This window comes from Streptomyces sp. NPDC091292 (assembly GCF_044757265.1).
GTDB lineage: Bacteria > Actinomycetota > Actinomycetes > Streptomycetales > Streptomycetaceae > Streptomyces.
Map to the genome: position 1 here is coordinate 573,230 of NZ_JBIVUQ010000001.1, position 19,429 is coordinate 592,658.

At 71.7% G+C, this 19,429-nt stretch carries 14 protein-coding genes; 10 read left to right on the forward strand and 4 right to left on the reverse strand.

Features of this window, described 5'->3' with window-relative positions:
- Positions 1–45: 45 nt before the first annotated feature.
- Entirely contained in the window at positions 46–1,035 is a 990-nt protein-coding gene (gene holA / locus ACIQNU_RS02610; RefSeq protein ID WP_401360070.1) for a DNA polymerase III subunit delta, read from the forward strand.
- Positions 1,036–1,320: 285 nt separating this feature from the next.
- Here the strand turns inward: holA and rpsT are convergent, their stop codons facing one another.
- On the reverse strand, positions 1,321–1,587 hold the full coding sequence (gene rpsT, locus ACIQNU_RS02615) for a 30S ribosomal protein S20 (protein WP_401360073.1): 267 nt from the start codon (positions 1,585–1,587) through the stop codon (positions 1,321–1,323).
- A gap of 291 nt (positions 1,588–1,878) precedes the next feature.
- Between rpsT and lepA the strand changes: the two genes are divergently transcribed.
- Complete coding sequence (gene lepA, locus ACIQNU_RS02620) at positions 1,879–3,750, forward strand: translation elongation factor 4 (RefSeq protein ID WP_401360076.1); 1,872 nt, start codon at positions 1,879–1,881, stop codon at positions 3,748–3,750.
- Between the two features lie 240 nt (positions 3,751–3,990).
- On the forward strand, positions 3,991–5,880 hold the full coding sequence (locus ACIQNU_RS02625) for an AMP-dependent synthetase/ligase (RefSeq protein WP_401360079.1): 1,890 nt from the start codon (positions 3,991–3,993) through the stop codon (positions 5,878–5,880).
- 35 nt (positions 5,881–5,915) lie between these two features.
- Here the strand turns inward: ACIQNU_RS02625 and ACIQNU_RS02630 are convergent, their stop codons facing one another.
- The gene (locus tag ACIQNU_RS02630; protein ID WP_401360082.1) at positions 5,916–7,796 is read right to left on the reverse strand and encodes a SpoIIE family protein phosphatase; all 1,881 of its coding nucleotides are present in this window, start codon (positions 7,794–7,796) and stop codon (positions 5,916–5,918) included.
- Between the two features lie 104 nt (positions 7,797–7,900).
- Here ACIQNU_RS02630 and hemW point away from each other — a divergent pair, with 104 nt between their 5' ends.
- The gene (hemW, locus tag ACIQNU_RS02635; RefSeq protein WP_401360085.1) at positions 7,901–9,133 is read left to right on the forward strand and encodes a radical SAM family heme chaperone HemW; all 1,233 of its coding nucleotides are present in this window, start codon (positions 7,901–7,903) and stop codon (positions 9,131–9,133) included.
- A 521-nt stretch (positions 9,134–9,654) separates the two neighbouring features.
- Here the strand turns inward: hemW and ACIQNU_RS02640 are convergent.
- Complete coding sequence (locus tag ACIQNU_RS02640) at positions 9,655–10,455, reverse strand: DUF3097 domain-containing protein (RefSeq protein WP_401360088.1); 801 nt, start codon at positions 10,453–10,455, stop codon at positions 9,655–9,657.
- A 35-nt stretch (positions 10,456–10,490) separates the two neighbouring features.
- Positions 10,491–11,249, reverse strand: coding sequence for an MBL fold metallo-hydrolase (locus ACIQNU_RS02645; protein ID WP_401360091.1), 759 nt, complete (start codon positions 11,247–11,249; stop codon positions 10,491–10,493).
- A gap of 140 nt (positions 11,250–11,389) precedes the next feature.
- Between ACIQNU_RS02645 and hrcA the strand changes: the two genes are divergently transcribed.
- The 6 genes from hrcA to ACIQNU_RS02675 all read left to right on the forward strand — a co-directional run bounded on the left by hrcA (position 11,390) and on the right by ACIQNU_RS02675 (position 19,377).
- On the forward strand, positions 11,390–12,406 hold the full coding sequence (gene hrcA, locus ACIQNU_RS02650) for a heat-inducible transcriptional repressor HrcA (RefSeq protein WP_401360094.1): 1,017 nt from the start codon (positions 11,390–11,392) through the stop codon (positions 12,404–12,406).
- Entirely contained in the window at positions 12,407–13,540 is a 1,134-nt protein-coding gene (dnaJ, locus tag ACIQNU_RS02655; RefSeq protein WP_401360096.1) for a molecular chaperone DnaJ, read from the forward strand.
- A gap of 134 nt (positions 13,541–13,674) precedes the next feature.
- Positions 13,675–14,748, forward strand: coding sequence for a nitronate monooxygenase (locus ACIQNU_RS02660; protein ID WP_401360099.1), 1,074 nt, complete (start codon positions 13,675–13,677; stop codon positions 14,746–14,748).
- Positions 14,745–15,494 carry a 16S rRNA (uracil(1498)-N(3))-methyltransferase gene (locus tag ACIQNU_RS02665; protein WP_401360102.1) on the forward strand — a complete coding sequence of 250 codons (750 nt, stop codon included), beginning with the start codon at positions 14,745–14,747 and terminating at the stop codon, positions 15,492–15,494. The genes ACIQNU_RS02660 and ACIQNU_RS02665 overlap by 4 nt, the downstream gene beginning before the upstream one ends.
- 63 nt (positions 15,495–15,557) lie before the next feature.
- Positions 15,558–15,950 carry a VOC family protein gene (locus ACIQNU_RS02670; RefSeq protein ID WP_401360104.1) on the forward strand — a complete coding sequence of 131 codons (393 nt, stop codon included), beginning with the start codon at positions 15,558–15,560 and terminating at the stop codon, positions 15,948–15,950.
- A 118-nt stretch (positions 15,951–16,068) separates the two neighbouring features.
- Positions 16,069–19,377 (forward strand): S41 family peptidase, encoded by a 3,309-nt coding sequence (locus ACIQNU_RS02675; RefSeq protein WP_401360107.1) that lies wholly within the window; start codon positions 16,069–16,071, stop codon positions 19,375–19,377.
- The last annotated feature ends 52 nt before the right edge of the window (positions 19,378–19,429 follow it).

A 19,429-nucleotide genomic window follows, 5' to 3' on the forward strand; every position in this document is an offset into this window, starting at 1 on the left:
CGGCTCGGGCGGCGGTGTCAGTGGTGCGTGGGATGCTTGACGGCGATGGCCAAGAAGATCGCACACGACGACCCGCTCGCCCCCGTCACGCTCGCCGTGGGGCAGGAAGACCTGCTGCTCGACCGCGCGGTGCGGGAGGTGGTGGCGGCGGCGCGGGCCGCCGACGCCGACACCGATGTACGGGACCTCGCCTCGGACCAGGTGCAGCCGGGGACGCTCGCCGAGCTGACCAGTCCGTCGCTGTTCGCCGAGCGGAAGGTCGTGATCGTGCGCAATGCGCAGGATCTGTCGGCCGACACGGTCAAGGACGTGAAGGGGTATCTGGGGGCGCCCGCCGAGGAGATCACCCTGGTGCTGCTGCACGCGGGCGGCGCCAAGGGCAAGGCGCTCCTGGACGCGGCGCGCAAGGCCGGGGCGCGGGAGGTCCCGTGCCCGAAGATGACGAAGCCGGCGGACCGGTTGGCGTTCGTGCGCGGTGAGTTCCGTACGGTCGGCAGGGCCGCGACGCCCGAGGCGTGCCAGGCGCTGGTGGACGCGATCGGCAGTGATCTGCGGGAGCTGGCGTCGGCGGTGTCGCAGCTCGTGGCGGATGTGGAGGGCACGGTCGACGAGGCGGTGGTCGGCCGGTACTACACGGGCCGCGCCGAGGCGTCGAGCTTCACGGTCGCGGACCGGGCCGTGGAGGGCCGGGCGGCGGAGGCGCTGGAGGCGTTGCGCTGGTCGCTGTCGACGGGGGTGGCGCCGGTGCTGATCACCAGTGCGCTGGCGCAGGGGGTGCGGGCCATCGGGAAGCTGTCGTCCGCGCGGGGCGGTGGCAGGCCGGCCGATCTGGCGCGGGAGCTGGGGATGCCGCCGTGGAAGATCGACCGGGTGCGGCAGCAGATGCGGGGGTGGACGCCGGACGGGGTCGCGGTGGCGCTCCGCGCCGTGGCGGAGGCGGACGCAGGTGTGAAGGGCGGCGGGGACGATCCGGAGTACGCCTTGGAGAAGGCCGTGGTGGTGATCGCGCGAGCGGCACGTTCGCGCCGGGCGTGACGGACGGTGGGCGTAGGCCCTGAGCCTGTACCCGCACCCCCGGAGCCACCCCCACCCCCCAGAACCACCCGTCCGGAGCCACCCCCACCCTCCCCCGAACACAGCAATGCCCGAACACAGCAATGCCCCCGGAGTGGGTCCGGGGGCATTCACGTGGCGTGGCGACCACGAAAGTCTGTCCGCGATCCGGGGTAGAGGGCCCGGAATACCTCACGGTGGGGGAGAACCTCGCCGGCCCCGCGGATGCGGACCGTACGGAGAGGTTCAGGGAAGGAGCCCGGGGGCTCAGCCCTTGAGCGTCGCCACCTGGGAAGCCAGAGCCGACTTCTTGTTGGCGGCGTTGTTCTTGTGGATGACGCCCTTCGAGACGGCCTTGTCCAGCTTGCGCGAAGCCTCGCGCGCGGCGGCGTTGGCCTTCTCGACGTCACCCGCGGCAACAGCCTCGCGGGTGCGGCGGATCGCGGTCTTCAGAGAAGACTTGATGGTCTTGTTGCGCAGCCGAGCCTTCTCGTTGGTCTTGATCCGCTTGATCTGGGACTTGATGTTCGCCACGAATGAGCCTTTTCAGGTTCTGGTACCGCACAGAATGCGCCGTACCGATGATTGATCTTCCAGGTGAGCCCCCGGCGACCCGGGGGCGTCCGCGTCTCGCGCTGAGAGGGCAAGAGACACAGCTAGTCAGGCTACCAGCCACCCTCAGAGCCCCCCAAACCAAGGCCCCCCGCCACCCAAACCAAGGCCCCGCCCGCCCGCCACCGATCGCAGTGCCGCGCCCATGGGACCATGGAGACTACGTATCGATCCGAGCCGAGGCGTGAGAAGCCTCAAGAGACAGGACCTTGCGTGCCCGCGACCCCTAAGCATGTGCCCGAGCCGAGCCGTACCGACCCGGCGCTGATCCGCAATTTCTGCATCATCGCGCACATCGACCACGGCAAGTCCACGCTCGCCGACCGCATGCTCCAGCTGACCGGCGTGGTCGAGCAGCGGCAGATGCGCGCCCAGTACCTCGATCGCATGGACATCGAGCGCGAGCGCGGCATCACGATCAAGTCCCAGGCGGTGCGGCTGCCCTGGGCCCCCACCACGGGCCCGGACCAGGGCAGTACGCACATCCTCAACATGATCGACACCCCGGGACACGTGGACTTCACCTATGAGGTCTCGCGGTCGCTCGCCGCCTGCGAGGGGACCGTCCTCCTCGTGGACGCCGCCCAGGGCATCGAGGCGCAGACCCTCGCCAATCTCTACCTGGCGATGGAGAACGACCTCACGATCATCCCCGTACTCAACAAGATCGATCTGCCGGCCGCGCAGCCGGAGAAGTTCGCCGAGGAGCTGGCGAATCTCGTCGGGTGCGAGCCCGACGACGTGCTGCGGGTGTCCGCCAAGACCGGTCTCGGCGTCGACGCGCTGCTCGACAAGGCCGTCGCGGAGATCCCCGCGCCGGTCGGCGTCGCGGACGCGCCCGCGCGCGCGATGATCTTCGACTCGGTCTACGACTCGTACCGGGGCGTGGTCACCTACGTCAGGGTGATCGACGGGCAGCTCAACAAGCGCGAGCGGATCCGGATGATGTCGACCGGGGCCACGCACGAACTCCTGGAGATCGGCGTCACCTCGCCCGAGATGCTGCCGGCCGACGGCCTCGGCGTCGGCGAGGTCGGCTATCTGATCACCGGGGTGAAGGACGTCCGGCAGTCCAAGGTCGGTGACACGATCACCAGCCTGCACAAGGGCGCCACGGAGGCGCTGGGCGGGTACAAGGAACCGAAGCCCATGGTGTTCTCGGGCCTGTATCCGCTGGACGGCTCGGACTACCCGGATCTGCGCGAGGCGCTGGACAAGCTCCAGCTCAACGATGCCGCGCTGGTGTACGAGCCGGAGACGTCGGCCGCCCTCGGCTTCGGCTTCCGCGTCGGCTTCCTCGGGCTGCTGCACCTGGACGTCATCCGGGAACGGCTCGAACGCGAGTTCGGGCTCGACCTGATCGCGACCGCGCCGAACGTGGTGTACCGCGTGATCATGGAGGACGGCACCGAGTTCACGGTGACCAACCCGAGCGAGTTCCCGGAAGGGAAGATCGCGGAGGTGTACGAGCCGGTCGTAAGGGCCACCATCCTCGCGCCGTCCGAGTTCATCGGCGCGATCATGGAGCTGTGCCAGACCCGGCGCGGGGTGATGCTCGGCATGGACTACCTCTCCGAGGACCGCGTCGAGATCCGCTACACGCTGCCGCTCGCGGAGATCGTCTTCGACTTCTTCGACCAGTTGAAGTCCAAGACCCGCGGCTATGCCTCGCTGGACTACGAGCCCACGGGTGAGCAGACCTCGCAGCTCGTCAAGGTCGACATCCTGCTGCACGGCGACAAGGTCGACGCGTTCTCGGCGATCACCCACCGGGACCAGGCGTACGCCTACGGGGTCCGGCTCGTCGCCAAGCTGCGGGAACTCATCCCGCGGCAGAGCTTCGAAGTGCCCGTCCAGGCCGCGATCGGCTCCCGGGTCATCGCGCGCGAGACCATCCGCGCCATCCGCAAGGACGTCCTCGCCAAGTGCTACGGCGGTGACATCTCCCGTAAGCGGAAGCTCCTGGAGAAGCAGAAGGAGGGCAAGAAGCGGATGAAGATGGTGGGTTCCGTGGAGGTCCCCCAGGAGGCGTTCATCGCCGTCCTGTCGAGTGACGACAGCGGCGGCGGCAAGGGGAAGAAGTAGGGGAGAAGTGGTTCCGGTCCTGTGCGGCCGGGGCGGGCGGGGCGGGACCGTGGTGCCGGAGAGCGCTGCGGGCCCGCCCCGCCGCCGTTCTTCCCGTCACTGCCGGCTGGAGGAAAGTGACAGTCCGTTGCCCCTTACGTGGCGGGCGGCGGGCCTTTACTCTGATCTCTGCTCGATGGTTACTCGTGAGTTAAACAACAGCCGCTACCAGCACGCACTGTCGCGGGCCCGGAGGATGTCGTGAGCGACACACAGACCCTGATCGAGAACCGGCCGCCGTCGGTGGCGAACCTCTTCCTGGAGCGCGTATCCGCCACACCTGACGGCGAGGCGTACCGGTACCCCGTGCCCGCGGCCACCGGTGAGGGCCCCGACGAGTGGAAGTCGCTGAGCTGGGGGCAGGCCGCCGAGCGGGTCTTCGCCATCGCGGCCGGCCTTGTCGAGCTGGGTGTACGGCCCGAGGAGCGGGTCGCGCTGTCCTCGGCGACGCGGGTCGAGTGGATCCTCGTGGACCTGGCGATCCTGTGCGCGGGCGCCGCGACGACCACCGTGTATCCGCAGACCAACGCCGAGGAGGCCGCGTTCATCGTCGCCGACTCGGACAGCAAGGTGCTGGTCGCCGAGGACGCCGTCCAGCTCGCCAAGACGCGTGAGCGGCGCGCCGAGCTGCCGGACCTGGCGCATGTGGTGCTCATCGATCCGGCCGGGTACGAGCCCGACGCGGCCGACCCCGAAGGGTGGGTGCTCACCCTCGCCGAGCTGGAGAAGCGGGGCGCCGCGCATCTGGAGAAGCACCCGGACGTGATCAAGGAGCGGGTCTCGGCGATCACCGCCGAGCAGCTCGCCACGTTGATCTACACCTCCGGCACCACGGGCCGCCCCAAGGGCGTCCGGCTGCCGCACGACAACTGGTCGTACATGGCCAAGGCCATCGCGGCGACCGGTCTGGTCGGCCCGGACGACGTCCAGTACCTCTGGCTGCCGCTCGCCCATGTGTTCGGCAAGGTGCTGACATCGGGCCAGATCGAGGTCGGCCATGTCACCGCCGTCGACGGCCGGATCGACAAGATCATCGAGAATCTGCCGGTCGTGCAGCCCACGTACATGGCCGCCGTCCCCCGCATCTTCGAGAAGGTCTACAACGGCGTCGCCGCGAAGGCGCGGGCCGGGGGCGGTGCCAAGTACAAGATCTTCCTGTGGGCCGCCGGGGTCGCCCGTGAGTACGCGCGGACGACGCAGGACAACTTCCGGCGCACCGGGCAGGCGAACGCGCCGTTCGCGCTCTCCGCCAAGCACAAGGTCGCCGACGCGCTCGTCTACTCCAAGCTGCGCGAGGCGTTCGGCGGGCGGCTGCGGGCCGCCGTCTCCGGCTCGGCCGCGCTCGCGCCCGACATCGGCTACTTCTTCGCCGGCGCCGGGGTGCACATCCTGGAGGGGTACGGCCTCACGGAGTCGTCGGCGGCGTCGTTCGTGAACCCGGGCGAGGCGTACCGCACGGGCACCGTCGGCAAGCCGCTGCCCGGCACCGAGGTCAGGATCGCGGAGGACGGCGAGGTGCTGCTGCGCGGCCCTGGCATCATGGAGGGCTACCACGGGCTGTCCGAGAAGACCGCCGAGGTCCTGGAGTCCGACGGCTGGCTGCACACCGGCGACATCGGCGAGCTGTCCCCGGACGGCTATCTGCGGATCACGGACCGCAAGAAGGACCTGATCAAGACGTCGGGCGGCAAGTACGTGGCGCCTGCCGAGGTCGAGGGGCAGTTCAAGGCCGTGTGCCCGTACGTGTCCAACATCCTCGTGCACGGCGCCGACCGGAACTTCTGCACCGCGCTCATCGCCCTGGACGAGCCGTCGATCCTCGGCTGGGCCAAGGAGAACGGCCTCGGCGGCAAGTCGTACGCGGAGGTCGTCGCGGCGCCGGAGACGGTCGCCCTCGTGGACGGCTATGTGAGGGAGCTGAACGCCGGGCTCCAGCGCTGGCAGACCGTCAAGAAGTTCCAGCTCCTGCCGCGCGACCTCGATGTCGAGCACGGCGAACTGACCCCGAGCCTCAAGCTGAAGCGCCCGTTCGTGGAGCGGGAGTACCAGCATCTGATCGAGGAGATGTACGCGGGGACGCGCGAGGCCTGATCCGGCCGGTCCGGGACCTGGCGGAGGGCGGCCGGTCAGACGGTTTGAAGGACGAGCAGGGCGAGGTCGTCCTCCGGCGGTTCGGGCGCGAAGGCGTGGACCAGGGTGCGGATACGTTCCGCCACGAGCGGCGCGGTGAGGCCCGCGCACCCGGCGAGGGCGGTGGCGAGCCCGTCCCCGTCGTCGAACTGCCGCCGCCCGGCCCGGCGCTCCGTCACGCCGTCCGTGACACAGAGCAACGTTTCACCGGACCGCAGGTCGAAGGTCTCCGTGCGGTACGCGGCCTCCTCGACCACGCCTAGGAGGACCTGCGGTTTCGCCGCCGCCCGCACCACACCGTCGGCCCCGAGCACCAGCGGCAGCGGATGCCCGGCCGACGCGAGGGTGCACCGCACCCCGCCGTCGACCGGCACCAGCTCCCCGTACAGCACGGACAGGAAGCGCGGCAGCGGCCCCTCGGGCGGTACGGAGGGGCCGCCGGCCGCCGCCAGGGCGCGCGCCGCCGCGTCGGCGGCCTCGGTCGCGTCGTCGAGGAGTAACTGGTTCAACCGGTCGAGCACTTCGCCGACCTGGTAGCCCTCGCGGGCGAGCAGCCGCAGCCAGGGCCGGGCGAGGCCGATCACGACCGCCGCCTCGGGGCCCTTGCCCTGGACGTCGCCGAGCGCGAAGCACCAGCGGCCGTCCCCGGCCGGGAACACGTCGTAGAAGTCGCCGCCGGGTCCGCCCGCCTCCCGTGGCTCGTAGACGAGGGCGCTGCGCATGCCGGGGATCTCGGCGACGGCGCTGGGCAGCAGCCCGCGTTGCAGGACGCGGCTGATGGTGGCCTGGCGCGTGTACTGGCGGGCCGCTCCGATGGCGAGCGCGACGCGGCGGCCGAAGTCCTCGACCAGGCCGGTGACCTCGTCGGGGAACCGGAGCAGTCCGGCCCGCCCGATCATCAGGGTGCCGAGCGGCCGGCCACCGGCGGCCAGGCGGAACGCCAGTGCGGCCCCCGTCGGATCGCCGTCGCCGAAGGCGGCTTTCGGCCAGGGCACGGGCACCGGACCCGACCGCTCCGGATCGCTCGCCGGCAGCGGCAGGACCGGCGGGTCGTTCTCCAGGGCCTGGCGGAGGTCCTCGATCCGGTTCTCGCTGCCGTGCCACACGCGGGCGGGGCGGCTGCCGGTGGCGAAGCCGTCGGCGCCGCCCTGGCCGAGCCGGTCGGCCTCGTCGGTGAGCCAGACCGCGCACCAGTCGGCGAGCCGGGGCACCAGGAGCTGTCCGGCGAGCGCGGCGACATGCTCCTCGTCCAACTGTCCGGCGAGCAGGTCGGACGCCTCGGCGAGGAAGGTGAGGGCGCCCCGGTTGACCCAGTCCTGGTCCTCGGGGTCCTGGCGGGGCCCGAGGACGTCGCCGTGGTCGCCGTCGGCCGTGAGTCCCCCGAGGGCCGGGTGCGGTTGCTCGCGGGAGTCCACCGGCAGCCGCGCCCACACCGTCTTCGTCCCCGGGCGGTACGTGATGCCCCAGGCCGCGGCCAGCCCCGAGACGAGCTGGAGTCCGTGGCCGAACTCGGGGGTCTCCTGGCCCACGGGCGCCAGACCGCCGCGTATCGGCCGCGCGGGATGGTGGTCGGAGATCTCCACGACCAGTGCCGTGCCGTCGTCCGCCGTGTCCTCCAGGCGGCACAGCAGCCCCACGTCCGTGCCGGCGTGCACCACCGCGTTGGTGACCAGCTCACTGACGAGCAGCACCGCGTCGTCCACCAGCCGGTCCAGGACGACCGGGCCCGTCCAGTGCGTCAGCGTCGTACGGACGAATCGCCTGGCAGCGGCCGGGGACTGCGGGTTTCCGGGCAGGGACGTCCTGGCTTCGCGCGGCGTCGGCCGCCGCCGACGGCTCGGCGGGATCACCGCCCGGACCGCGCTCTCGCGTCGCATCGCAACAGAGTGACAGACCGGCGGGGCGCGCATGCGGCGAGTGACGGAACTGGGGGTGAGGTGGGGGCGGCGGTGGTAATGCGTGGGCGGGGGACAATGGGGCCATGCCCTCCGTGCTTCCTGAGGGGGAGGCCGTGCCGGACGACGGTGGCCTTCCGGCCTCCGCTCTCGCCGGCGCCTCCGCCCGGCCCCTCGGCTTCTATCTGCATGTGCCGTACTGCGCGACCCGCTGCGGATACTGCGACTTCAACACCTACACCGCCACCGAACTCCGCTCCACCGGCGGTGTACTCGCCTCGCGCGACAACTACGCCGACACCCTCGTCGACGAGATCCGTCTCGCCCGCAAGGTCCTGGGCGACGATCCCCGGCCGGTCCGGACCGTGTTCGTGGGCGGGGGTACGCCGACGCTGCTCGCCGCCGGTGACCTGGTCCGGATGCTCGCCGCCGTCCGGGACGAGTTCGGTCTCGCCGACGGTGCCGAGATCACCACGGAGGCGAATCCGGAGTCCGTCGATCCGGCCTATCTCGCGGCGCTGCGCGAAGGCGGGTTCAACCGGATCTCGTTCGGCATGCAGAGCGCGCGGCAGCACGTGCTCAAGATCCTCGACCGCACCCACACGCCGGGGCGCCCCGAAGCGTGCGTCGCCGAGGCCCGCGCCGCCGGGTTCGAGCACGTCAATCTCGACCTGATCTACGGCACGCCGGGCGAGTCCGACGACGACTGGCGGGCCTCGCTCGACGCCGCGATCGGTGCGGGGCCCGACCATGTGTCCGCGTACGCGCTCATCGTCGAGGAGGGCACGCAGCTCGCCCGCCGCATTCGGCGCGGCGAGGTCCCGATGACGGACGACGACGTCCACGCCGATCGGTACCTCATCGCGGACGAGGTGCTGGGGATGGCCGGATTCGAGTCGTACGAGGTGTCGAACTGGGCCACGAGCGAGGCGGGTCGGTGTCTGCACAACGAGTTGTACTGGCGTGGCGCGGACTGGTGGGGCGCGGGGCCCGGTGCGCACAGTCATGTCGGTGGGGTGCGGTGGTGGAACGTGAAGCATCCCGGCGCCTATGCGGGTGCCCTGGCGGCGGGTCGCTCGCCCGGTGCGGGCCGTGAGGTCCTGTCGGACGAGGACCGGCGGGTGGAGCGGGTCCTGCTTGAACTCCGTCTGAGCGACGGCTGCCCTCTGACGCTCCTGAGGCCGACCGGCCTCGCGGCGTCCCGCCAGGCCCTCAAGGACGGCCTTCTGCAACCGGGCCCGTACGAGGAGGGTTGGGCGGTCCTTACCCTGCGGGGGCGGCTTTTGGCTGATGCGGTGGTGCGGGATCTGGTCGACTGAGGGTGCGGGTTGGGTGTGGCGGGGTGCGCAGTTCCCCGCGCCCCTGAAGAGGGGGTGGGTGGGGCCGGTGGTCGGGTGCGGGTTGGGTGTGGTTTGTTGCGCAGTTCCCCGCGCCCCTGAGGGGGTGGTGGGGCTGGTTGTTGGGGTGCGGGTCGTGTGTGGCTGGGTGCGCAGTTCCCCGCGCCCCTGGAGAGGGGGGGCTGGGGCCGGTGGTCACCCGTGGGTCGTGTGTGGCTTGTCGCGCAGTTCCCCGCGCCCCTGAGGGGGGTGGTGGGGCCGGTTGTTGGGGTGCGGGTTGGGTGTGGCGGGGTGCGCAGTTCCCCGCGCCCCTTGGAAAGCGGGCGCGGCCGGCAGTCGACAACGGGCGTCAGCCGTCTCTTTCAGGGGCGCGGGGAACTGCGCAAAACGGCCGACGGCCCGCAGTCGATAGTCGGCCTTCGCCACCCCCCTCAGGGGCGCGGGGAACTGCGCAACAGGACGCATCCGACCTGCACCCGAATGTCCGGTCCACCCGCGGAGCGTCACTCCGTCACGTGGTCGATCAACCGTTCCACCGACCCCAGAAGTTCCGGTTCCAGATCCCTGTAGCTCTGTACGGAAGCCAGAATCCGCTGCCACGCCATCCCCGTCTGGTCAGGCCAGCGCAGCGCCCTGCAGACGCCCGTCTTCCAGTCCTGGCCCCGGGGGATCCGGGGCCACTCCGGGATGCCGATGGTGGTCGGCTTCACTGCTTCCCAGATGTCGATGTACGGGTGGCCCACCACCAGGGCGTACTCGCTGGTGATCTCCGCCGCGATGCGGGACTCCTTGCTGCCGGGTACGAGGTGGTCGACCAGGACGCCGAGCCGGGCGTCGGGGCCCGGTGCGAACTCCGCGACGATCGCCGGGAGATCGTCCACGCCCTCCAGGTACTCGACCACCACGCCCTCGATCCGGAGGTCGTCGCCCCACACCTTCTCGACGAGTTCCGCGTCGTGCCGGCCTTCGACGTAGATCCGACCGGCGCGGGCCACCCGCGCCCGAGCGCCCGGCACCGCCACCGAACCGGACGCGGTACGGGCCGGTCGCGAGGGGGCGCCCGTGGCGGCCCGGACCAGGGTCACCACCTTGCCCTCCAGCAGGAATCCGCGCGGCTCCAGCGGGAACACCCGGTGCTTGCCGAACCGGTCCTCCAGCGTGACCGTCCCCGCCTCGCACCGGATCACCGCACCGCAGAACCCCGTACCCGGCTCCTCGACCACGAGCCCCGGCTCGGCCGGTACCTCGGGTACGGGCTGCTTCTTCTTCCACGGCGGAGTCAGGTCCGGCGAGTACTGGCGCATTCGACCGACGATAGGAAGAAGGGGCCGGGCGTGGCTCACGACACGCCGAATCTCCTGGTCAGGCGGTCACGCTGGGACCGGACGAACTCCGCATTCACGACAGAACCGTGCCCGGGGACGTACCGCGCGTCCTCGCCGCCCAGCTCCAGGAGGCGGTCCAGGGCGGCCGGCCACCGTGACGGGACCGCGTCCGGGCCGGCCTGCGGTTCGCCCGACTCCTCGACCAGGTCGCCGCAGAACACGACCCGGGGAGAGCCGGGCACGACGACCGCCAGATCGTGGCCCGAGTGCGCGGCGCCCAGGTTCACCAGGAGCACCCGCACCCCGCCGCCCAGGTCGAGCGTCCACTCGCCGGGTACGGGAACCTCGTACCGGGGGCGGACCAGCAGCTCGACGGCCTCCGCGGCGGCCCTCGGGTCGGCTCCGTGCCGTACCGCGTCCGTACGCAGCTCGTCCGCGCCCCGCGTGAGGATCTCGCCCGCGCCCAGCGCCCCGTACACCTCCACGCCCGCGAACGCCGATGTGCCCAGGACATGGTCGAAGTGCGGATGCGTCAGCGCGACATGCGTGACCCGGCGGCCCGCGCCGAGGAGCCGCATGGTGTCCCGGCGCAGGTCCGCCCCCTCGCGTACCGTCCCGCCGCTGTCGACCAGCAGCGCGCTGTCGGCCCCGGCGACCAGACCCGCCGTGCAGTCCCAGGCGGGAAGGCGGCGCCGGCCGACCCCGGAGGCCAGCCGTTCCCACCCCGGCTCTTCCCAAGCGATCCCCGGAGGGATACCCGTACCGATGCCCATACCGCGACGCTACGACATAGGTCGCGCCCGGCCTTGCTACCGGCGTACCCACCGGCCGTACACTGGCTCCGGGAATGCTGGCACTCGCCTGCTCTGAGTGCCAGAGGGGCAGGGAACACACATTGCTGGAGGTGCGCGCGATGCTCAGTGAACGCAGGCTCGAAGTGCTGCGCGCCATCGTCCAGGACTATGTCGGCACCGAGGAGCCCGTCGGCTCCAAGGCGCTGACCGAGCGGCACAGCCTCGGCGTCTCACCGGCGACCGTGCGCAACGACATGGCGGCCCTGGAGGACGAGGGGTACATCGCCCAGCCGCACACCAGCGCCGGACGGATCCCCACCGACAAGGGGTACCGGCTTTTTGTCGACAAGCTCGCGGGCGTGAAGCCGATGACGGCGCCCGAGCGCCGGGCGATCCAGAACTTCCTCGACGGCGCCGTCGACCTGGACGACGTGGTGGGCCGGACCGTGCGGCTGCTCGCGCAGCTCACCCGGCAGGTCGCCGTCGTGCAGTACCCCTCGCTGACCCGCTCGACGGTGCGCCATGTCGAGCTGCTTTCGCTGGCGCCGGCCCGCGTGATGCTCGTCCTGATCACGGACACCGGCCGGGTCGAGCAGCGGATGGTCGACTGCCCGGCGCCCTTCGGTGAGGCGTCGGTGGCCGATCTGCGGGCCCGGCTCAACAGCAGGGTCGCGGGCCGCCGCTTCACGGATGTGCCGCAGTTGGTGCAGGATCTGCCGGACGCCTTCGAGGCGGAGGACCGCGGCATCGTCTCGACCGTGCTCTCCACCCTGCTGGAGACGCTGGTCGAGGAGACGGAGGAGCGGTTGATGATCGGCGGCACCGCCAATCTCACCCGCTTCGGGCACGACTTCCCTCTGGTGATCCGGCCCGTCCTGGAGGCCCTTGAGGAGCAGGTCGTGCTTCTCAAGCTCCTGGGCGAGGCCAAGGATTCGGGCATGACCGTACGGATCGGTCATGAGAACGCGCATGAGGGACTCAACTCCACGTCCGTCGTGTCGGTGGGCTACGGTTCGGGCGGCGAGGCAGTGGCCAAGCTCGGCGTGGTCGGCCCGACCCGCATGGACTACCCGGGAACGATGGGAGCAGTACGCGCAGTGGCACGTTACGTCGGACAGATCCTGGCGGAGTCGTAAGTGGCCACGGACTATTACGCCGTACTCGGCGTGCGCCGCGACGCTTCCCAGGACGAGATCAAGAAGGCGTTCCGGAGGCTCGCGCGCGAGCTGCATCCGGACGTGAACCCCGACCCGAAGACCCAGGAGCGGTTCAAGGAGATCAACGCCGCCTACGAGGTGTTGTCGGACCCGCAGAAGAAGCAGGTCTACGACCTCGGCGGTGACCCGCTCTCGCAGGCGGGCGGCGGCGCGGGCGGTTTCGGAGCCGGTGGCTTCGGCAACTTCTCGGACATCATGGACGCCTTCTTCGGCACGGCGTCCCAGCGCGGCCCCCGCTCGCGCACCCGGCGCGGCCAGGACGCGATGATCCGGCTGGAGATCGAGCTGGACGAGGCGGCCTTCGGGACCACCAAGGACATCCAGGTCGACACGGCCGTCGTCTGCACCACCTGCAACGGCGAGGGCGCGGCCCCCGGCACCAGCGCCCAGACCTGCGACATGTGCCGCGGCCGTGGCGAGGTCTCGCAGGTGACCCGGTCCTTCCTCGGCCAGGTCATGACCTCGCGGCCGTGCCCCCAGTGCCAGGGCTTCGGCACCGTGGTGCCCACGCCGTGCCCGGAGTGCGCGGGAGACGGCCGGGTCCGCTCGCGCCGCACCCTGACCGTGAAGATCCCGGCGGGTGTCGACAACGGCACCCGGATCCAGCTCGCGGGCGAGGGCGAGGTCGGCCCCGGCGGCGGCCCGGCCGGTGATCTGTACGTCGAGATCCATGAGTTGCCGCACTCCGTGTTCCAGCGGCGCGGCGACGATCTGCACTGCACGGTGACCCTCCCGATGACGGCGGCGGCCCTGGGCACCAAGGTGCCCCTGGAGACGCTGGACGGCCTCGAAGAGGTCGACATCAGACCGGGCACCCAGTCCGGGCAGTCCATCCCCAAGCACGGGCGCGGAGTGACCCATCTGCGCGGCGGCGGGCGCGGTGACCTCATCGTGCATGTCGAGGTGCAGACCCCGTCGAAGCTCGATCCGGAACAGGAGCGGCTCCTTCGGGAGCTGGCCGTACTGCGGGGTGAGGAGCGCCCCACCGGCCAGTTTCAGCCAGGACAACAGGGGCTCTTCTCCCGCCTGAAGGATGCTTTCAACGGCCGCTGAATTACGGCTGACTTTCGGTCGAAACCGGTGCCGACGGGTGCCGACTTACCGTCGGTAAAGCCTTACGGTCAGCGGAATATGCCAGGCGTAAGGCTGGATTCGGACTTGTGCGGAGGACGTGACAACATGCCGTCATGTCCTCCGCACTGACCGATCTCTTCCCACGCCCGATCGTGCAGGCGCCCATGGCGGGCGGCGTTTCCCGGCCCCAGCTCGCGGCGGCCGTCTCCGACGCGGGCGGGCTCGGATTCCTCGCCGCCGGATACAAGACCGCCGACGGGATGTACGAGGAGATCAAGCAGGTGCGGGGCCTCACATCCCGCCCTTTCGGTGTCAACCTTTTCCTGCCGCAGCCCGACCACGCCGACCCGGCGGCCATCGCCGTCTACCGTCACCAGCTCGCCGGCGAGTCCACCTGGTACGAGACCCGGCTCGGTGACACGGACGCCGGGCTGGACGACGGATACGTGGCCAAGCTGGCGATCCTCGTGGACGACCCGGTCCCGGTCGTCTCCTTCCACTTCGGCTGCCCGACCCGCGAGGTCGTGGAGTCCCTCAAGAAGGTCGGCACCCTCACCCTCGTCACGGCCACCACGCCCGAGGAGGCGCAGACCGTGCAGTGGGCCGGAGCGGACGGCGTCATCGCGCAGGGCATCGAGGCGGGCGGCCACCAGGGCACCCACCGCGACAACATCGAGAACGACGGCGCCGGGCTCGGACTGCTGACCCTCGTGGCGCAGATCCGCGAGACCGCGCAGCTCCCGATCATCGCGGCCGGCGGGCTGATGCGCGGCGCCCAGATCGCCTCCGTCCTCGCGGCGGGCGCCGACGCGGCCCAGCTCGGCACCGCCTTCCTGATCACCCCCGAGTCGGGCGCCCACGTCCTGCACAAACAGGCGCTCACCGACCCGCTGTTCAACCGCACCCGGCTCACCCGCGCCTTCTCGGGCCGCCCCGCACGCGGCCTCGTCAACCGCTTCATGCGCGAACACGGCCCGTACGCGCCCGCCGCCTACCCGCAGATCCACCACCTCACCGCCGGACTGCGCAAGGCCGCGGCCAAGGCGGGCGACCCGCAGGGCATGGCGCTCTGGGCGGGCCAGGGCCACCGGCTCGCCCGCGAACTGCCCGCCGGACAGCTTGTCGAGGTACTGACCGCCGAGCTGGAGGCCGCGGGCGACGCGCTGGTGCTGCGGAGGGCGTCATGACCGCGCCCGTCTTCGTCGTCGCGCACTTCGACGCGGGACCCGCCGGGCGCTATGTCCTCGACGGCGCCGAAGGGCGGCACGCCGTGTCCGTGAAGCGGCTGCGGCCCGGCGAGGACGTCGTCCTGACCGACGGGCGCGGGCGCTGGGCGGACTGCGTCGTCCTCGCCGCCGAGGGCAAGGACCGGCTCGTGGTCCAGATGGACTCGTTCACCGACGAACCCGAGGAGACCCCCCGGATCACCGTCGTCCAGGCGCTGCCCAAGGGGGACCGCGGCGAACTCGCCGTCGAGACCATGACCGAGACCGGCGTCGACGCGATCGTGCCGTGGGCCGCGGCCCGCTGTGTCACGCAGTGGCGGGGCGATCGGGGTGTCAAGGCGCTCGGCAAGTGGCGCGCCACCGCACGCGAGTCCGGGAAGCAGGCCCGCCGCGTCCGGTTCCCCGAGATCGCCGAGCCGATGACCACCAAGCAGGTCGCCGCCCTGCTCGCCCGCGCCGAACTGGCGGCCGTCCTGCACGAGGACCGGGACTACCCGAGCGAACCCCTGGCGAGCGCGGAACTCCCGGCAAGCGGCGAGATCGTGCTCGTCGTCGGCCCCGAGGGCGGCATCGCGCCCGAGGAGTTGGAGCTGTTCACCGGCGTCGGGGCAAAAGCGTACAGACTGGGGCGTACCGTACTGCGTACGTCGACCGCCGGGACCGCGGCCGGGGCGCTGCTGCTCGGCCGCACCGGCCGCTGGTCCTGAACGCCGGTCCCGAAGCACCGGTCCCGAACCACCGGCCCAGAACCGCCATCCAAGGAGGCCCCGTTGGAACTCGCCCAGGTGAGGCTGCTCGTCTCCGACTTCCCCGCCTGCTACCGCTTCTACGCCGACGTGCTCGGCCTCAAGCCGCAGTCGGGCGCCGTTGACGGGCCGTACGAGAAGTTCAGCCCGCACACCGGGTCGGCGGGGATCGCGCTCCAGGACCGGGCCATGATGGCCGAACTGCTCGGCGAACTCGCCGGGACCGCCGTCGGACACCGCTCCCTCGTCGTGCTGCGCGTGGAGGACCTGGACGCCTACTGCGCGGACGTCACCGCGCGCGGCGGCGCCCTCCTCCAGGGCCCGTCCGCCATGACCGACCGGATGCGCGTCGCCCATCTGAAGGATCCCGAGGGCAATCTGGTCGAGTTGCAGGAGTGGCTGCTGCTGCGCGGCTGACCGCACCCGCGTCCCGTACTTGACCGTACCCGCGTCCGGTATGCGAGCGCCGTGGGCGGGACCCGGCCATTCACCGGAACCACTGTTCACAGGCGGTGGGGCTGCTTAGGGTGATCACGTGACTCAGTCTGCGTACTTCCGGTTTCCCCATGTTCACGGTGAGTTGGTCGCCTTCACGGCCGAGGACGACGTCTGGATCGCCCCCCTCGACGGCGGACGCGCATGGCGGGTCAGCGCCGACAACATCCCCGTGAACCACCCCCGGATCTCCCCGGACGGCACCACCGTCGCCTGGTCGTCCACCCGCGACGGCGCGCCCGAGGTGCACCTCGCCCCCGTCGACGGCGGCCCGTCCCGGCGGCTCACCCACTGGGGCAGCGACCGCACATCGGTGCGCGGCTGGACGCCCGACGGCCGCGTCCTCGCCGTCAGCACCGTCGGCCAGGCATCGCTGCGCCGCTCCTGGGCCCGCGCCGTCCCCCTCGACGGCGGCCCCGCCGAGACCCTCCCGTACGGACCGGTCGGCGGCGTCGCGTACGGGCCCGGCGGTCAAGTGGTGCTGCTGTCCGCGCCGATGGGGCGCGAGGCCGCCTGGTGGAAGCGGTACCGGGGCGGTACGGCGGGCAAGCTGTGGATCGACCGGGACGGCTCCGGCGAGTTCGTCCGGCTGCACGAAGGGCTCGACGGGAACATCGAGTACCCGATGTGGGTCGGCGAACGCGTCGCGTTCCTCTCCGACCACGAAGGCGTCGGCGCCCTGTACTCGTCGCTCGCCGACGGCTCCGACCTGCGCCGGCACACCGCGACGGACGGTTTCTACGCGCGCCACGCGGCCACCGACGGCACCCGCGTCGTGTACGCGTCCGCCGGTGAACTGTGGATCGTGGACACCCTCGACGGCCCCGAAACGCTCGACGGCACCCCCGGCACCGGCGCCCGGCGCCTCGACATCCGCCTCGGCGGACAGCGCGCCGACCTCCAGCCGCACCCCGTCAACGCCGCCCGCTGGTTCGGCGCCGGGGCCCCCGACCACACCGGACGCGGCAGCGCCCTCGCCGTACGCGGCGCCGTCCACTGGATCACCCACCGCGAGGGCCCCGCCCGCGCCCTCGCCGCCGAACCCGGCGTCCGCGCCCGGCTGCCCCGCACCTTCCGCGCCGACGGCGAGGAACACGTCGTCTGGGTCACCGACGCCGAGGGCGACGACGCCCTCGAATTCGCCCCCGCCACCGGCGCCGCGCCCGGTGCGACCCCGCGCCGCCTCGGGGCCGGACAGCTCGGCCGCGTCCTCTCGCTCGCCATGGCGCCCGACGGCAGCCGCGCCGCCGTCGCCTCGCACGACGGCCGGGTCCTGTTCGTGGAGCGCGCCACCGGCGAGGTCCGCGAGGTCGACCGAGGGGAGCACGGCGACGCCACCGGGCTCGTCTTCTCGCCCGACTCGGCCTGGCTCGCCTGGTCGCACGCCGGACCCAGCCCGCTGCGGCAGCTCAAACTCGCGAACACCGCCGACCTGTCCGTCACCGAGGCGACCCCGCTGCGCTTCCGCGACTACGCGCCCGCCTTCACCACCGACGGCAAACACCTCGCGTTCCTGTCCGCGCGCGCCTTCGACCCGGTCTACGACGAGCACGTCTTCGATCTCGCCTTCGTCGGCGGCTCCCGCCCGCATCTGATCACGCTCGCCGCGACGACCCCGTCGCCGTTCGGACCGCAGCGCCACGGCCGCCCCTTCGAGGCCCCCGACAAGGACGAGACCCCCGACAGCGAGGGCGCCCCGGTCACCCGTATCGACCTGGAAGGGCTCGCCGACCGGATCGTGCCCTTCCCCGTCGAGGCCGCCCGCTACACCACCCTGCGGGCCGCCAAGGACGGCTTCCTGTGGCTGCGCCACCCGCTGCGCGGCGTGCTCGGCGCCTCACGCGCGACCCCGGACGACCCGGACCCCAAGACCGACCTGGAGCGGTACGACCTCGTCCAGAAGCGCGTCGAGCATCTCGCGTCCGACGCCGACCACTTCTCCGTCAGCGGCGACGGCAAGCGGGTCCTGCTGTGGACCGACGGCAAGCTCAAGGTCGTCCCCAGCGACCGGCGCGCCTCCACCGACGACGACAGCGACACCAACATCACCGTCGACCTCGGCCGGGTCCGGCAGACCGTCGACCCGGCCGCCGAGTGGCGCCAGATGTACGCCGAGACCGGCCGCCTGATGCGGGACAACTACTGGCGGGCCGACCTCGGCGGCGTCGACTGGGACGGCGTACTCGACCGGTACCGGCCCGTCCTGGACCGCGTCGCCACCCACGACGACCTGGTCGACCTGCTCTGGGAGGTGCACGGCGAACTCGGCACCTCGCACGCGTACATCACGCCGACCGGCGGGTGGGGCCACTCCGACACGCGGCTCGGGCTGCTCGGCGCGGACATCTCACGGGCCGACTCGCGCGCCGACGAGGACGGCGCGGAGAGTGCGGGCGGCGAGGGCGGCGGTGACGGCGGTGACGGTACGCGTCAGCCCGGCGCCTGGCGGATCGACCGCATCCTGCCGTCCGAGACCTCCGACCCGCACGCCTACTCGCCGCTCGCCGCACCCGGTGTCGCCGTGCGCCCCGGGGACGCGATCGTCGCCGTCGCCGGCCGGCCCGTCGATCCGGTGACCGGCCCCGGACCGCTCCTCGTCGGTACCGCGGGCAAGGCCGTGGAACTCACCATCTCGCCCGCGGGCGGCGGCGAGCCCCGGCATGTCGTGGTCGTCCCGCTGGACGACGAGGAACCCCTGCGCTACCACGCCTGGGTCGCCGACCGGCGCGCCTATGTCCACGAGAAGTCCGGGGGCCGCCTCGGCTACCTCCACGTGCCCGACATGCAGGCGCCCGGCTGGGCCCAGATCCACCGGGACCTGCGGGTCGAGGTCGCCCGCGAGGGGCTGGTCGTGGACGTCCGCGAGAACCGCGGCGGTCACACCTCGCAGCTCGTCATCGAGAAGCTCGCCCGCCGGATCGTCGGCTGGGACCTGCCGCGCGGACTCCAGCCGTTCAGCTATCCGCAGGACGCCCCGCGCGGGCCCGTCGTCGCCGTCGCCAACGAGTTCTCCGGCTCCGACGGCGACATCGTCAACGCCGCGATCAAGGCCCTCGGCATCGGACCCGTCGTCGGCACCCGTACCTGGGGCGGCGTCATCGGCATCGACAGCCGCTACCGCCTGGTCGACGGCACGCTCGTCACGCAGCCCAAGTACGCCTTCTGGCTGGAGGGTTACGGCTGGGACGTCGAGAACCACGGCGTCGACCCGGACGTCGAGGTCGTCCAGGCCCCGCAGGACCACGCGGCGGGCCGCGATCCTCAGCTGGACGAGGCGATCCGCATCGCGCTTGCGGCGCTCGCCGAGAACCCGGCCAAGACGCCACCGGAGCTGCCGCCGCTCGGCTGAGCCATGACAGGGGTCGGGTGCCCGCGCCCGCGAGGGGCGGGCACCCGGCGGC